Source organism: Planctomycetia bacterium (assembly GCA_034440135.1).
GTDB lineage: Bacteria > Planctomycetota > Planctomycetia > Pirellulales > JALHLM01 > JALHLM01.
This window is the reverse complement of the sequence record JAWXBP010000359.1, coordinates 30,107-45,434: the sequence shown is the minus strand read 5'-3', so window position 1 is coordinate 45,434 and position 15,328 is coordinate 30,107. Positions and strand designations below refer to the sequence as shown.

Annotated in this window: 16 protein-coding genes; 7 read left to right on the top strand and 9 right to left on the bottom strand. The window is 62.4% G+C overall.

What is annotated here, in order from left to right; translation table 11 throughout:
- A partial coding sequence (locus SGJ19_21695) for a hypothetical protein (GenBank protein ID MDZ4782871.1) occupies positions 1–974 on the top strand: 974 nt, incomplete at its 5' end.
- Between the two features lie 228 nt (positions 975–1,202).
- Here the strand turns inward: SGJ19_21695 and SGJ19_21690 are convergent.
- The 4 genes from SGJ19_21690 to SGJ19_21675 form a co-directional block, all read right to left on the bottom strand.
- Entirely contained in the window at positions 1,203–2,414 is a 1,212-nt protein-coding gene (locus SGJ19_21690) for a HEAT repeat domain-containing protein (protein MDZ4782870.1), read from the bottom strand.
- Positions 2,415–2,485: 71 nt separating this feature from the next.
- Positions 2,486–3,418: a hypothetical protein gene (locus SGJ19_21685; protein MDZ4782869.1), complete on the bottom strand. Its 933-nt coding sequence runs from the start codon at positions 3,416–3,418 to the stop codon at positions 2,486–2,488.
- A 14-nt stretch (positions 3,419–3,432) separates the two neighbouring features.
- Positions 3,433–4,494, bottom strand: coding sequence for a PfkB family carbohydrate kinase (locus SGJ19_21680; GenBank protein MDZ4782868.1), 1,062 nt, complete (start codon positions 4,492–4,494; stop codon positions 3,433–3,435).
- Between the two features lie 10 nt (positions 4,495–4,504).
- A complete protein-coding gene (locus SGJ19_21675) occupies positions 4,505–4,840 on the bottom strand; it encodes a tetratricopeptide repeat protein (GenBank protein ID MDZ4782867.1) in 336 nt (111 codons plus the stop codon).
- 233 nt (positions 4,841–5,073) lie between these two features.
- Between SGJ19_21675 and lpxA the strand changes: the two genes are divergently transcribed.
- The 5 genes from lpxA to SGJ19_21650 all read left to right on the top strand — a co-directional run bounded on the left by lpxA (position 5,074) and on the right by SGJ19_21650 (position 10,829).
- The gene (lpxA, locus tag SGJ19_21670; GenBank protein ID MDZ4782866.1) at positions 5,074–5,925 is read left to right on the top strand and encodes an acyl-ACP--UDP-N-acetylglucosamine O-acyltransferase; all 852 of its coding nucleotides are present in this window, start codon (positions 5,074–5,076) and stop codon (positions 5,923–5,925) included.
- Positions 5,926–5,927: 2 nt separating this feature from the next.
- Positions 5,928–6,278 carry a hypothetical protein gene (locus SGJ19_21665; GenBank protein MDZ4782865.1) on the top strand — a complete coding sequence of 117 codons (351 nt, stop codon included), beginning with the start codon at positions 5,928–5,930 and terminating at the stop codon, positions 6,276–6,278.
- A gap of 309 nt (positions 6,279–6,587) precedes the next feature.
- A complete protein-coding gene (locus SGJ19_21660; protein ID MDZ4782864.1) occupies positions 6,588–7,913 on the top strand; it encodes a hypothetical protein in 1,326 nt (441 codons plus the stop codon).
- A gap of 42 nt (positions 7,914–7,955) precedes the next feature.
- A complete protein-coding gene (locus tag SGJ19_21655) occupies positions 7,956–9,236 on the top strand; it encodes a PQQ-binding-like beta-propeller repeat protein (protein ID MDZ4782863.1) in 1,281 nt (426 codons plus the stop codon).
- A 561-nt stretch (positions 9,237–9,797) separates the two neighbouring features.
- Positions 9,798–10,829, top strand: a complete 1,032-nt coding sequence (locus SGJ19_21650; protein ID MDZ4782862.1) for a PDZ domain-containing protein — start codon at positions 9,798–9,800, stop codon at positions 10,827–10,829.
- 159 nt (positions 10,830–10,988) lie between these two features.
- Here SGJ19_21650 and SGJ19_21645 read toward each other — a convergent pair whose 3' ends face one another.
- From SGJ19_21645 to SGJ19_21630, 4 genes are all read right to left on the bottom strand, one after another.
- A complete protein-coding gene (locus SGJ19_21645) occupies positions 10,989–11,831 on the bottom strand; it encodes a hypothetical protein (GenBank protein MDZ4782861.1) in 843 nt (280 codons plus the stop codon).
- Positions 11,832–11,981: 150 nt separating this feature from the next.
- A complete protein-coding gene (locus tag SGJ19_21640) occupies positions 11,982–12,857 on the bottom strand; it encodes a sulfurtransferase (protein ID MDZ4782860.1) in 876 nt (291 codons plus the stop codon).
- Between the two features lie 85 nt (positions 12,858–12,942).
- Positions 12,943–13,620: a hypothetical protein gene (locus SGJ19_21635; GenBank protein MDZ4782859.1), complete on the bottom strand. Its 678-nt coding sequence runs from the start codon at positions 13,618–13,620 to the stop codon at positions 12,943–12,945.
- Positions 13,583–13,957: a PadR family transcriptional regulator gene (locus SGJ19_21630; GenBank protein ID MDZ4782858.1), complete on the bottom strand. Its 375-nt coding sequence runs from the start codon at positions 13,955–13,957 to the stop codon at positions 13,583–13,585. The genes SGJ19_21635 and SGJ19_21630 overlap by 38 nt, the downstream gene beginning before the upstream one ends.
- Positions 13,958–14,042: 85 nt before the next feature.
- Here SGJ19_21630 and SGJ19_21625 point away from each other — a divergent pair, with 85 nt between their 5' ends.
- Complete coding sequence (locus SGJ19_21625) at positions 14,043–14,231, top strand: hypothetical protein (protein MDZ4782857.1); 189 nt, start codon at positions 14,043–14,045, stop codon at positions 14,229–14,231.
- A 13-nt stretch (positions 14,232–14,244) separates the two neighbouring features.
- Here SGJ19_21625 and SGJ19_21620 read toward each other — a convergent pair whose 3' ends face one another.
- Positions 14,245–15,300: a PA0069 family radical SAM protein gene (locus SGJ19_21620; GenBank protein ID MDZ4782856.1), complete on the bottom strand. Its 1,056-nt coding sequence runs from the start codon at positions 15,298–15,300 to the stop codon at positions 14,245–14,247.
- Between the last annotated feature and the right edge of the window lie 28 nt (positions 15,301–15,328).

Below are 15,328 nucleotides of genomic sequence, written 5' to 3'. Positions count from 1 at the left end.
CGCCGGCCGGGGAGTTCCGCTGGATTCACGAAAGCCGCGTCGACGGCGTCAGCGAAGCGCCGCGCCCGCGGCGGCTGCCCGTGACGCGCGAAGAGCGCCCGCTGGATGAAGCAGAAGACGCCATGCCGGCAGTTGCCGACGTGACCGAATTGGCCGACGACGCCGAGTCCGACGAACCGCGCGGCGCGCAATTGGCGACTTATCAAATCGACGCGAATCGCCGTCAGCGCACAAAAACGAACGAACCTGGCGACGAAGGCTGGGAAGCATCGAACCGCACCAAGCCGGCTGCCCGTGCGCCGCGCGAACCGGTCGCGGCGGAAGAAACTCCGCCGGTCCGCACCGCGAAACGGGATCAACCAGCGCCAGCGCCGCCGACGCGCTCCGGCAACCTGCGCGCCGAGTTGGACGCGATCGAACTGGCGCTCTCGCAGATGGTGGCGCAAGATTCGAGCCATTGGGACTTCGACAACATCAACCGCCGCGCCGAAAAGTTGTTGGAACGCAGCGCCACGGCCGTCGAGCGCGGTCGCAGCCGGCTGTTGTTACGGAAGATCGCGCGGTTCGAGGACATCGCCCAGGGACACGCCGATGTCAAAGCCTCGGGCATGAACCGATCGCGTCCGATCGCGCCGCGCGACGACGTTGCTCCGGCAGAACTCGCCGCGCAGCCAGAAACATCGCCACGTGAACCACCAGCGGACGACGCGCCGGCGCGTTCACTGGGCTTTGTCGGCGTGGGCCGTTTGACGCAAGTGATGTCGCGCCGTCCCGGCGCGCCGTCGTTCGCGTTGGTCGACGAAAACCGCCAGGTGAAGTACTTCGTCACGCCGACACCCGGCATGAATCTGCGGAGCTACGTCGGCAAGCAAGTCGGCATTACCGGCGTGGCGGCGTACAACCACACGTACAGTAAGCAACAACTGACGGCCGAACGCATTGACGTGCTGACCGACAATGTCCTGCGCCGCTAAGCCACAGCCCCGATAGGGGCGACAGGTAATAGTCAGGGGTGCCAACCCCTGGAAATCGCGCAAAAGAGTTGAATTGAGCCCCAACGGGGCGACACTCCCTTGGTCACGTCATCCGTTCAATTGGGGCGCCCCTATGGGGCTTAAAGACTTTTTGATTTGACCGTGGTTCCAGCGGTTTGCACCGCTGGCTATTATCTATCGCCCCGTTGGGGCTGAATACTGTTGCCGCTACTGCCGCCGCACCAACTCGGCCGCCAGGCGGCGCACCGATTGATCCGGATCGCGGGCGGCGAGCTTTCGGAACAGCGACAACGTCGCTTCATCGATCGACGTGCCCAACAGCGTCACCGCGGTGCGGCGAACTTCGGGGTCCGGGTCTTCCGTCATCCAGGTCAGCCACGCCTTGGCGTCGATGTTGCTGATCCGCGGCAACGACGACGTCCATTGCAGACGTTCCTTGCGATCTCGGGCGCTCAAATGCGTGGCCAGTTCGATGGCCTCGTCGTCGAAGCCGCGCGCTCGCAGTTCCGCGGCAATTTCTTCAGGACGCTCGCCATGCAGCGCGACGATTAATTCTCGCGTGGAGGCTTTTCGGTTTTCGGAGCGATCTGCGTCGGAAGCTGGCCAAGGCGCTAACGGCACATTCACGCTGGGCGCTGTCTGTTCAGCTTGCGCTTCATCTGGCCGGGGCGAGAGATCCCAATCAGCATCGTGGTCAGCATCGAGCACCGCACGTTCGCCTTGTGGCACGAGCAAACGCGGAGCGCTGACGCCCGATTGTTTGCCGACCGCTTGCGGCGCCAGGGCAACTGCGTCTGGCAAAGACATCGGAAACTTCGTCGAAGCTTCGATAGGCGATTGTGTCGCGGGCGTTTGATTCGATTGGACGACTACCGAAGACACGTCTTTGATCGCTCGCACGACCGCAACATCGCGAACAACCGGCGGCGGCGCAACCTCTTTCAACGCCAGAGCGATGCGTCCGCGCGTCGCGGCGGGGCAATCGGCACGGTCCGCCCAAAATTTGATTCGCGCGGCCAATTCAGCGCCGGCGCTGTGCCTGGTCGCGTCCGGTAAGTTGCGAATTGCTTCGGCCATCGCAACCGCGCGTAAGGGTGCGGTGTTCGTGTTGGCCGTCGACCAGCGGTCGATTTCATTGCGCAGCGCCTGATTCGCAGCGCGGCGCACGGGCTGACGGATCGACGTTAAATCATCCACCACGAGCGCGATGCCGGCCGTGCCGTCGCGCGCGAGCAGCCCGGACATCCAGGGCGCCAACTCGTCGTCGGGCAGGCCGACGATTTGGGAATGGACCCAACGATCCATGACGTGCGGGCTGGTCCACAAATACCAGCCGCCGACGGCGATCCCGGAAACCGTCGCGGCGGAAGTCATCGCGCGCCAGCCTGGGCGATAGCGCATGTACTGTGAGAATCGCATGACCGCATGAACCTGAGTGCCGCCCCCGCAGCGAGGCGGAATTCTCCCCATTGCGCCAGGGCGGCTCAAGATCAATCGGCCGCCGGGCGCACCGGCGTCGGCGGTGCGAAATACCAGAACACCGCCGCTATGGTGGCCACGATTGCCGCGCACGAGAAGCTGCGGGGATCGGCGTATCGGAGGGGATCGTAGGCCGTGCTAAAACTTGGCAACGACCACGTCCACCAGGCCACGAACGTGGCGGCCGCGATGGTTGGACCAAGCCGCAAGTAACGCAAATAAACCCAGCCCAGCAACGCACCCCAGGCGGTCGCGGCGGCCAGCAAGACGACCATGCCGCGCACGGGTTCTCCCGGATAGAACCCGGTCAGGTTGCCACGCCACGCGAGCGGGAAGAGCCAAATCCCCCAGATTGCTCCGACCATCACGGCCGCCAGCCACGGGCGAAAGCCCAAGCGGACCACGGTCGGCAGCAGCAATCCACGGAAACCAATCTCAGAAGCGGCGACCATTAGCATGGCCGCGAACGCGAAGAACAGTTCCGCGACGATTGTTTGGACCGCCAACCCGATGTAGTTCAAGACATCGTAAAACTCGATCGGCAGATAATTTGTACCGCCGATGAACAGCAGTGACTCGCCCGTCGGCTGCCAACTCCAGACCATTTGGCAGCCTCCCATGACGTACGACCATCCGAGCGCTGCCGTGCAGCACGCCACCGTGATCAGAATCGCCAAGCAATAAGCGCGCGGCGGTGCTGGTTCTGGCTCCGGTTCCATCGTCTCGTCAGCGCGCCGTGAACGAAACAGCAGGTGCGTCAGTTTCGTCGCCAGTGCCGGGCCCCAAAGGCCGACGATCATGATCGCCGTGGGCACAACCGGCAGGCGATGCACGCCCGGCGCCCAGAGTCCGGCCCAAACGGTCCAGCTCAACAGGAACGCGAAGCCGACGAAACTGAAACAACGCTGCTGAGCGTCGCGCAGGTCGTAGGCGGCATGGTCCATGGTCGGCTTTCAACTCATTGTGCCGGCGCCGTGAGACGCGTGGCTTCCGCCCCGCGCGCCAAGAGCTGCTCCGGCGTCGCCGTGCCAGTGGCGCCGAGCTGTTGAATGGTAATCGAAGCGACCAGATTTCCCACGGCCGCGGCTTCCACCGGCGTTGCGCCGGAAAGCAGCGAAGCCACGATGCCGGCTGTGGCACTGTCCCCTGCGCCGACAATATCAATCGGTCCGGAAACGGGGAACGACGGCACGCGCATCGCTTCGCCGTCCGGGCGCACGACGAGGATGCCTTCCTCGCTCATCGTGCAGAACAACGGTCGCCCGGTCCGCTGCGCGAGTCCGCGCGCCGCGTCGTCCAGGATCGCGCGCGGAATTGGTGCGCCCTCGGCCGGCGTCGGCAGGCCCATCGCGTGCAGGCATTCCACGCGATTGGGCTTCAACACGCCGGCGGTGAAGCGATCGATGTGCCGACGGCTGTCGATGAACATCAATTTGTCCGGGTGCCGCGCGGCCAGTTCCTTCAATCGCTCGCGCACGCGCGGGTTGATCACGCCCCAACCTTCTTCGTTGACTTGATCGAGTACGATCAAACCGTCGGTCGTGCGGAACACTTGTTCCAATTCGGCCAGTAATCGCTCTTCACTCGCCGGCGACAGCGGACGGTTGTTGCGCAGATCGAGGCGATTCAACTCGCGCCACGTTCCTTGTTCGTCGCGCCGCAACGGTTTGGTGTAGGTCGGCGTGAGCCGCTCCGCGTCGCGCACGATGTGCGAGACTTCCACCGGCAGCTTGTTCAGCTCTTTCAGCAGGTCGTAGCTGGCGCCGTCGTCTCCGACGACGGTCGTGGGCACGAGGCGCCCAACGCCGAGCGCCGCCAGGTTATTCATCACCGTACCGAGCGCTCCGGGGCTGTTGCGCACCGAGGTGATTTGATAGGCCTCGAGTCCGGTCTCGATCGATAGCTCGTGCCAACCGGGCTCCAGGTGCAAGTAGCGATCGAGGAACAAGTCCCCGACTAACCCAATGGTGAGCCGGGGAAACGCGGCCACCAATTCGGCGAGTCGTTCCAGCGCGATCATGGCGTTGCTTTCAGTGTCCCTGCACCGTGCGCGACTTGGCCATCGCATCTTCGGCGTCGCGGATATACGTCATGTTGCCGGTGCCGGCGTAGGCGCGCTGGTACGTGACGCTGAGCGCCGTGTAGCTGAAGGCGTCGTCGGGCTGCAGTTCGCAAACCTTGCGGCCATGCTCGATCGCATCCTCGTGGCGTCCCAGGCGGCCGAGAATCACCGCGAGCGCCGCATGTGCCAACGCGAACGGCGGGTCTTGAACGGTGATTTCCAGCATCTTCGCCGCGGCTTCATCGAGTTTGCCTTGATCCTTGAGGCGATCGGCCTCGTCATAGAGCTCGTGACTGGTTGGCATAACGCGGGCGCTTTCGGGAGAGTGGCGGTGTTCCGGGGGATTTCGGCACATTCTACCGCTGGGCGGCGTGACGCGCAGGGGGCCGAGATGCGAACCACGGCGGCAACTTCGGCAAACCTGGTAAAGTCGGCAGCACCGGTCAATCCAACTCTAGTGTCACATTCGGCAAGGCCGATACCTTTCGACGGAAGCGTCGGAGCGTCATCAAGGGCCCCAGGACGAGGACACCTGCTGTGAAGATTCATCCCCTGGCCGTCGTAAGCCCTCAGGCTGACCTGGCAATGGACGTAGAAATCGGTCCCTTCGCGGTGATCGAAGCCGGGGCGAAAATCGCCGAGGGATGCAAGATCGGCAGCCGGGCGGTGATCAAAACCGGCACACGGCTCGGGCCGAACAACGAGGTCTTCGAAGGCGCCGTCCTCGGCGGCCTGCCGCAGCATTTGAAGATGCCGGAGACGCTCGGCGACGTGGTGATCGGCGCGCGGAACACCTTCCGTGAAAACGTCACGGTCCATCGCGGCATGACGCCGGAACACCCCACGGTGATTGGGGACCAAAACCTGTTCATGGTAAACGTCCATGTCGCGCACGATTGCGTGGTGGGCAACAATGTGATTGTCGCCAACAACACAATGTTGGCCGGCCATGTGGAAGTCGCGGACCGCGCCTACGTTTCCGGGGCCGTCGGCGTCCATCAGTTCTGCCGGATCGGCCGCAACGCGATGGTCGGCGGGCAAGCGCATATCGTGAAGGATGTGCCGCCTTACGTCACCATCGACGGCACCAGTTCGTTGATTGTCGGGCTGAATCAAGTTGGTTTACGGCGCGGCGGCTTCACCACCGCCGACGTCCTGCAACTGAAAGCAGCCTACCGGCTGATTTATCGCAGCGGCCTGACCTGGAACAACGCCATGGCAGAGTTGAACCGTGAGTTCAACTCCGGCGCCGCGGCGGCGTTCTGCGAGTTCTTCGCCACCGGGAAGCGCGGCTTCACGCCGGAACGACGGATGCCGCCGAACGCGACGATCCGGATTCGTCACGATTTCAATGAGGACGAACAGCAGCGCCGCGCTGCGGCTGGCTAACGGTGATTCGACATCTCTCGTTAGCGGCGGCAGTAGCGATCTACTTGGCCACGTGGTGGGCCGTCGGCGCGCTGCCGCCCGATGCCGTTGGGCGGCGCATCGCGCCGTTGGCCTTCGTGGCCTTTGTCGGCGCGCTCACAGTGACCGCCTTTTTCGTGGCGCGCGACGCCCCGAAATGGTTCCGCGTCAGCGTCACTCTAGCGGCCGGCCCGGCCGCGGCGGCGTGCTTCGCACGGACCGCGGAACCGGCGCTCCCGTCGTTGCTCGGACTTGGTCTGGTCCTGGCCTGGGCGACGGTCGTCGCGTTTGGTGCCATCCCGGCCCGCCGTTCCGATGTCGATGCATCGTCATAAGTGCATGTCAATGAATGCCTTATGAGCGCCGCCCGGGCGTTTTCTTGACGTTCTGACACGGCAAATGCCTACAATTGGGCTGGCCGTTTGCTTCTGGGCCTGCTCGTCGTAAACTTTGTAGAGGATGCGATTTAGCGTCTGCGAGGCGGCGGCGCACGATTCGAGATGTGCTTGTATTTTCGCTGCCTGCGCGTATTCTTTACGTTTGCGCTAGGCCGCCACGCGGGGGGCGGATGCATGGCCCCAGGGGCCAACGCGACCAGCGTACGGCGGCGCAAGGCGGGCGCGGCTGACACAAAGGATCTACTGATGCGCGAGATTCTCACTGGTTGGGAGATGCATCCCACGACGTGGGTCTATTTATCCTCGCTGATCATGATCACGGTGTTTTTTAAGTTTGGTCGCTTTTGGAGCGTCCGGAACCTGGATCTGGTCGGCCTGATTTCGTTCGGCCCCGGCCTGTTGCTCGCGCAACGCAGCGATCCCACGCTTTCGCAGTTGGGATTCCTGCTGCTGTTCGTTACCGGCGGATTCTTCCTGGTGCGGCTGCTGATCGATCCTCAAATGGTGCGGCGGCCGCTGCTGGAACCGAATTTGTCGACCGGCGGGTTGACGTTCATGGGCGTCTCGCTGTTGATCTTCTTGATGACGAACGTCGTCACGGAGAAATTGACGGTGAACGATCTCGACGGTCCGCCCCGGCTGGAAAAAATGCTCGACCACGAGGTCGCCGGTACGCATGATCCGCAACTCGCCGCGCCTGGCCCCGGCTATCCGCTGCTGCACTTGCTGCCCAGCATGCCGAGCCGCGCGATCATCGAGCCGCTGGAAGTTCCCGAAACGCAACAGCTCGACATGCTTTCCATTGCCACGGCGCGCACGATGGCGATTTTTTCGCACCTCGCAGTCGTGATTGGCATGGTGCTCGTGGGGCGCCGGCATTTCGACAACATTCGCACCGGCGTAGCTGCCGCGACCGTGTATCTCGTGTTGCCGTATAGCGCGCAGATGACCGGCCGCGTCGACCACGTGTTGCCCGCGGCGCTGATGGTCTGGGCGTTGCTTTGCTACCGGCGGCCCGCGATCGCCGGCATCTTGATGGGGCTCGCGGCGGGCGCGATTTACTACCCATTGTTCCTGTTGCCACTCTGGCTGGGATTTTATTGGCAGCGCGGTTTCTGGCGCTTTGGCGGCGGCGCGCTGGCGATGATCGCCCTCCTGGTGGGCAGCCTGGCTTGGATCTCCAGCGACTTCGATTCCTTCTTGTCGCAGCTTCGTACGATGTTCGGCTGGACCGATTTTCAGACTCGCGACGTCGGGGGCTTTTGGGACGTTCAATGGTCGGCGTTTCGGTTGACCGTGATGACCATCTTCGCGGTGCTCTCGCTGAGCATGGCGCTCTGGCCGCAGCCGAAGAACCTCGGCACGTTGATGAGCTGTTCCGCGGCGTTGATGCTCGGCACGCAATTCTGGGTCGCCAAGGACGGCGGGCTATTCATGGCCTGGTACTTGCCGCTCTTGTTGCTGACCGTCTTCCGTCCGAATCTGGAAGATCGCATTGCACTGACCACCTTGGGCGATGGTTGGCTGCTGAAATTCAAAAACTATCGCCGCACGCTCAAACAGGCGGCGTAGTTGCGCCGTCGCTGGGCCGAGGCGGCACGAGGAGCTTGCCTCATGTTCGTTCGAGCTTGCCGCATTGCCACAATTCTGCGGATTGCCTTGGTCGCTTGCCTGGCGGCGTTGTCATCAGCGCATTTGTTCGCTGATGATTGGACGCAATTTCGCGGCCCTGAGGGCGAAGGCATCGCCAACGGCCCTGTGCCGATCCGCTTTGGCCCACAAGAAAACCTGCTCTGGAAGACCAAACTTCCCGGCGCCGGCGGCTCGAGCCCGGTGCTGATCGGCGATCGCATTTTTCTCACCTCCTACACCGGCTACGCGGTCGCTGGCGAACCGGAGGGGAGCATCGAGCGCTTGGAACGCCATGTCTTGTGCCTCGATCGAGGCGACGGCCATTTGATGTGGGATAAGACCATACCCACGCGACTGCCCGAACAGGAAGGCATTCGTGAATCGCACGGCTACGCGTCGAGTACGCCCGTGGTCGACGCAGATCGGGTGTACGTGTTCTTCGGCAAATCCGGCGTCTTCGCCTTCGACCACGACGGCAACCAACTTTGGCAAGCGGAGGTCGGTGACCAGACGCACGGCTGGGGCTCGGGCGCGTCGCCGGTGTTGCACCAGGATGTCGTGTTGATCAACGCCAGTGTGGAGAGTGAATCGCTCTATGCGCTCGATCGCAAGTCGGGCGAGGTTGCGTGGCGCGCGGCAGGCGTCCGCGAAGCGTGGAACACGCCGCAGCTCGTGAAGACTGACAAAGGCGACACTGAAATCGTCGTGCCGATCATCGAGCAAGTCCTGGCCTTCGATCCGGCGAACGGCGAGCAGCTCTGGCACTGCGCCACGGACATTCCATGGTACATGGCGCCGAGCGCCGTCGCGCGCGATGGCATCGTCTATTGCATCGGCGGCCGGCCGGGTTATTCGGTGGCGGTGCGTGCGGGCGGCCGCGGCGATGTCACCGCTTCGCATCGACTTTGGGCAATGAAGAAAGGCTCCAACGTCCCGTCGCCGATTCTGCTTGGCGATCAACTCTATTGGATGCACGATAACCTCGGCATCGCGAGTTGCGCGAGCGCCGCGACCGGCGAACTGCTATACGAGCAACGGATCAACCGCGCCGGCATGGTCTATGGGTCGCCAGTGCTTGCGGGAGAGCACTTGTACTATGTCACGCGCGAAGGGCGCGTGTTCGTGGTGAAAGCAGCGCCGCGCTTCGAATTGGTCGCAACGAATGATCTCACCGATGGCGGCGTCTTCAACGCCAGCCCCGCCGCGGTCGACGGCAAGTTCTACATTCGCTCCGACGGCTGGCTGTACTGCTTCGGCGAATAAGCGCTCGCCGGCAACTGCATGCGGTGACCCGCAGCGCGCATAAAAAAAGAGGCCGCCGGACCGTTTATCGGCTACAGAACGGTCCGTCGGCCCCACGTTTCCGCCCAACGATTTACACGCAAGAGCGGGCTCGTTGCGAAAAAATGGCCAGGCTCGTCATCCACCCCACAAACCGATTCTGCCCCACAGGATCGATGATGGCGATATCCGACGACGACGAGCCTGGTCATCAACTTTATCGCACGAGCCCCAGAAATGTACTCACGGTCCTTTTTTGACCACGCCGAACGCCGAACCGATTTAACCGCGAAACACGCGAAAGGGCGCGAAAGAGAAGAGAGAGGACAATGGTTGAATTTGTTTCAACCAAGCTTACGGGACATTGTCGAGTTACTAATTCCGAACTTCCCTTCCGTTCCTTTTTCGCGTTATTTCGCGTGTTTCGCGGTTCCTTCCCATTTCAAGTATTTTCCCGTAACAGATTTCGTGGACTTCCGCTTGGCAAGGTAACGACGCACTGACGCGTCGGACCAAAAAACTCAAGCCAACGGGAATTCACCCATGTTTACTCGCCAACAACTCTGCTATTTGCTGACTTTGACCCTCGGCCTGGTCACCAAGACGCAAGCCCAACCTTTCGGCCCCCCGCAGCCGGGCTACCCCCAACCGGTCGCCCCGCAAGCCGCAGTGGCGCCGGCCGCAGTGACCCCGGCCGCGTTTCCGCAAGCCGGCTACCCGCCGGTCGGCTACCCGCAACCGGTGGTGATGCCGTCGCCGGTCGTCGTGCCGGAACCCCCGGTTCGCCTCGGGTTTCAGTTTGTGATGTGCGACTACGGCATGGCCGTCAACGCGATTCTTGAAGGCGGTCTGGCCCAACAGGTCGGCCTGCTGCCCGGCGACATCATCGTGCAGATGAACACGTTCCAAATCACCGGTTGGGACCAGTATTGCCTGGCCATCCACGACGCGGTGTTCAGCCGCGGCGGGCAGGTCGAGATGTGGCTCTACCGGCCGACCGCGGCGGGCTACGAATTGCAGTACGTGGCCTTCACCATCCATGAAGAACAGATCATCGTCGTGGTCCCGTGCTCGTACCACTACGAGAAGTGCCACAGCCACCACGTGAGCTGCTGGAACGACCGCCTGGTGTACTTGAACCACTGCTGGCAGGAACATTGTCACGACGGCAAGGCTCACAACCACAACGGATTGAACCTGAACTTCCTCGGCCAGGGCATGAACCTGAACTTCAACAAGGGAGGCGTGAACGTCAACCTCGGCAACCTGATGCAGAACCAAGGTAAGGGCGGGTTCGGCGGACAGTTCGGCAACTTCAAGCCCCAGCAGTTCCAGAACCAGGTCAAGCAGCTCAACGGAGGCAACAACTTCCAGAAGCAAATTCAGTCCCAATTCAACAACAACTTCAAGCCGAAGTTCAACAACCACGGCAACCATAACAGCAACCACAACAACAACTCGTCGCACTTTCGATCGTCGAACGGCGGCTCGAACAAGAACTCGTCCTCGCAGTCCGGCCGCTCCCACGGCGGCAGCAGCATGACGAAGTCCTTCAGCGGGTTTGGTAAGAAATAGTCCCCGCGATAAGTAAGTCGCAACAAACCATCGCCGCCCGGGTCACTCGCAAGAGCCCCGGGCGGCGTCGTTTGTTGACTGCCAGCTTGGGGTTGCCGAAGGCCTTGTGAAAGCAGGCAAGAAAATGCGGTCAGCGCGATCGCCTGGCTGCAGGGGAGCTTAGTTCGTGGCGAACAAACCGTCTTGTTGCGATTGTGCGACGCGGATGAGCACGAGCCGGCCGGTCGCGCCGCCCGAAACGTCTTCCGTGAAGAAGTAGCCGCCTAAAGCGCCGTCGGCGGAGGACGTGCCGCCAAGCACGAGGATCTGGCCTGGCTGGAGTGGCACGTCGATTTTCAGATCGTCGAGCGCCACGCGCTCACGGCGCGTTTCGATCGTGTATTGCCCTTCGCCTGGCGTGAAGATGCCGCGGGGATCGCCGTGCTGGACTTCCGAAAGGACTTCCAAGAGCACGCGGCCATCCGGCTGCGGCTTGCCGCTGACTGCGAAACAGCATTGCGCTTGCTGGTACGACTCGCCCGTGACTTGCTGATCGGTTCGATTGAACAGCGTTATCCGATCATAGACGCGCGAGGCCATGATCTCGCCGCGACGTCCGGAGCGCATTTGCAGAATACGGCGCGAGACGTTGGACTCGGCTTGAAGATCGACGACGACCGCGTCGCTGGCCGGGGCCGGCGACTTCTCGCCGAGCTGCATCAAGCGCTCCAGCTCGACGGGAATGCGCCCGGCCGTGAGCCCCGCGCGGAAACCTTGTTTACTCAGCCGGGCGCGTGTTTCAGCCGGCAACGAAAGCTCGTCGATCTCGGCCCAGATTGGCGTCGCTTGGGCCGCCTCACCAGGCGGCAGTCGCACTAGAAAAACTTCCAGCACGACGCTGTCCGCGGCCATTTTCGGCGGCTGCAATTCGAGGCCCTTATGCTGGGGCAACTCGGCGCAGCCCGCCAGCGCGGCCGCGAAAAGCAGCAAGATCGAGCGCAACAGCCTGGCAAAACGCTGCATCCGTGCGCGTCTGTAAGCCGTGGAAACGCGCCAAGGTCCGGACTCGGCGCGCGGAAAGACCGATGACGACCCGGGACGATAGAGATGTGCGGCGTGGCAGTCAACCTGACCTGCCGCGCGAAGGCGGTTCGCCTCTCTTGCCCGTTCCGCCTATTCCTGCTTTTCGCCTTTGACGATCGGCGTGTCGTCGGCGTTGCCCCACTCCTGCCAGCTGCGGTAGTAGTTGCTGACGTGCTTGGCGCCCATCAACTCCATGCCGAAGACCATCACCGAGGCGCGGCCGCCGCTTTGGCAATGGGTCGCCGCGGGGCGTTGCAGGTCGATGCCGGATTTGGCGAACAGTTGGGACAATTCCGACGCTTCGCGAAAACGGCCGGTGTCGGCGTTCAACAGGTCGACCCATTCGAGGTGCTTCGCGCCGGGGATCGCGCCGGCGCGTTTGTTCTTCAACGCGTCGTCGCCGCAGAACTCAGCGTCACTGCGCGTGTCGATGATTTGCAGGTCGCCGGTTTCCAGCGAATGCAGTAGACCTTCCTTGGTGGCGAGGCGATCGGCGATCGGTCGTAGCTCGGGTTCCGTCGCTTTCGGTTCAGGCGCAGGCGCCGTTTCGATTTCGCGTTTCGCGGCCTGCCAGCCCTTCCAGCCGCCGTTCAACAGGCGTACGTCGGCGACATCCAAATAGCGCAGGATCCACCACATCCGCGCGGCATCCTTGGTCTGGTTGTCATCGTAGATGACGAGTTTGTCGCTTGTGGTCAGGCCCAGCGCGCCGATCCGTTGTTGCCAGCCAGCGACGTCCTGACCTTGATCGAAGCCCTTCGCCCATTCGCCGGCGTCGATCCATCGTGCGCCTGGAACATGCCCGGCGAGATACTGCTCACGCGGACGGGCATCGAGCACGACAAAATCTCCGAGCCGGAGCGCTGCCGGCTCGACCAACAATTCAGGGTTCACATAATCATTGGATGGCGCCTGCGCGAACATCGCGCCCAACAACGCCAACGAGAGGGACAGCGACCCGATCATGATGCGACTCCTTCAACGAATAAGGCCTGCTGGAAGGCAGTGTAACCCTTCCGAGCAGGCCCCGCCATCGCGCTGCGGTGGCACGTCATTCCGCTGCGAGTGGCGCCGACTCTCCGCGTCGCGAGACATGCCAGGCTAGGCCCACAGCGACCAAGGCCGGCAGTGCGACCAGTTCCCAGTTCATGGCTGGCGGATAGCTGAGCCCAATCGAGAGCGTACCGTTGCCCGGCATGGTGGGCAATTTGAGTTGTGAATGCATCAGCGCGCCCAGCGCGCACTCCAATACCGCGACTACCCAGAACCAGCGTGCGCCGCAGCCGCTCCGAAACGCCCAGCGGCCGAATCCGAACGTGACGGCCATCAACGGGACGATCATGCCGATCTGACAGACGACGATCGCCAGGTATTGTCGCGACCAACTCGTAGCGCCGGCAGGCTGAAATGACCCCAGCAATTCGAGCGCCCAGAATCCGAGCGTGAACAACAGCGCCGACAGCAAGATCGTGCAGGGAACCGGTCCCATCGTAAACACCAGCCAGGGGTGTCGCCCGGCGAAGTGTTGGGCGCGGAACTCCGTGGCGAAGTGTTGTGCGAGTTGCCGGGGATCGCCGAGGCGATCGAGTTCCGGCGCAGTCTGCCGTTCCGCGACGATGTCCTGCGAGTGATCGTCGAACTCGCGCATCACGCGATGCACGTAGAACCGCGGTAAGCGGCGACGGACCAGTTCACATCGCAACTGCGCCGAAAGTGATGGAGCATTCATCCGAGCCTCCTTGCAAAATGCGTTCCACGGCCGCGACGATCCGCTGCCACTCAGCGGACGATCCGGCCAGGCGTTTCGTGCCCGACGCCGTCACGCGGTACACCACGCGACTGCGCCCCCCCGCCAATTCGCTCTTGCTGGATAGCCAACCGGCGGCCTCCAGCTTGTGCAACACCGGGTAGATCGAACCCTCGCCGAACGTCAATTCGCCATTACTGACCAGGCGAATCGACTGCACGAGTTGATAGCCGTACATCGGCTGCCGGGCCAGCAGACGGAGGACTACCAACTCCGGCACGCCGTTGAGAAAATCAGGGTTCGTTCGCAGTTTGCTCATAGCGTCGGACGATACCTAGAACCACAAAGCATGGCAATAGGAATCGGCTCCAGGCGTCGAAAACTTGACAAGGAACGTGATCTCGATGGATGCGGTTCGCTGGATGATGGTCTTGGCCCTCGCACTTTTTTTGGCGGAAGGCTTCGCCTTGAGCGTCTTCCCTGTGCAGTTTCGGGAGCTGGTTTCGCAACTCGACGCGCGGACGTTGCAAGCGGCAGGGCTGATGGAAACGGTGCTCGCCGCGGCGCTGATGGTCGGCGTGATCCTGGGGTAAGTCAGCGCGCCGTTCAGAACAAGCGCCGCTGGCCGCCGGGCGTTGCGCAAGGTTGAAACTGCTCGCGGTCCAGGGGCGGTAAATCGCTGAAGCCGAGTTTCTTGCGGAACACTTTGAACATCGCGCGAATCTGATCGGCGACTTCGCCGGCGCCGGTCATGCGTTGGCGCCAGGTGGAATCGCTCATTTTTCCACTGCGCGTCTGACGGATGAGGCTCTCCACTTTCTCGGCGCGTAGGGGCTGCGAGCGATGCAGCCATTCGCGGAACACCGGTTCGACAGTGAGCGGTAAGCGGAGCAGGATGTAACCGACGTCGCCGGCGCCGGCGTCGCGCGCGGCTTTCATCACGGCCGGCGCTTCATGGTCGTTCAAACCGGGAATGATCGGCGACACGAATACGCGCACCGGCACGCCGGCTCGTGCGAGGGTTTCCACCGCGCGCAATCTGGCCGCGGGGATGCTCGTCCGCGGTTCCATCTCGCGCGCAAGTTCTGGATCGAGCGTGGTGATCGAGACGTTCACGTGTGCCAGGCGATGCGAGGCCATCTCTTGCAGGATGTCCAAGTCGCGCACGACCAGCGCATTCTTGGTGACAATGCTGATCGGCTGCCGGCATTCCTGTGTTACTTCCAGGCATTGCCGCGTGAGCCGGTACTCGCGCTCGGCGGGTTGGTAGCAGTCGGTCACGCCGCAAAACGTAATCGGCTCCGGCTTCCAGGCGTCCCTCGAGAGAAACGCGCGCAGCAGCTTTGGCGCATCGCGTTTTACGAAGATTTTCGTTTCGAAATCGAGCCCGGCGTTCAGTCCGAGGTATTCGTGCGTGTTCCGCGCATAGCAATAACTACAGCCATGCACGCAGCCACGGTAGGGATTGACGCTGTAGCGAAAGCCGACGTCGGGCGAGTCGTTCTCGCTGACAATCGATTGGGAAGCATCGTCAAAATACTGAATCGGCCGATCGGTTCGTTCCTGCAGATACTCGTCGTCCCACGCCAGGTGCTCAAGGTCCGGCGCAGAATGGGTTTTGTCGTACCGATTCGGCGGATCGAGTTGGGAGCCGTGACACATGGGGAACTTAGGGCAGGGAATCAGGTGA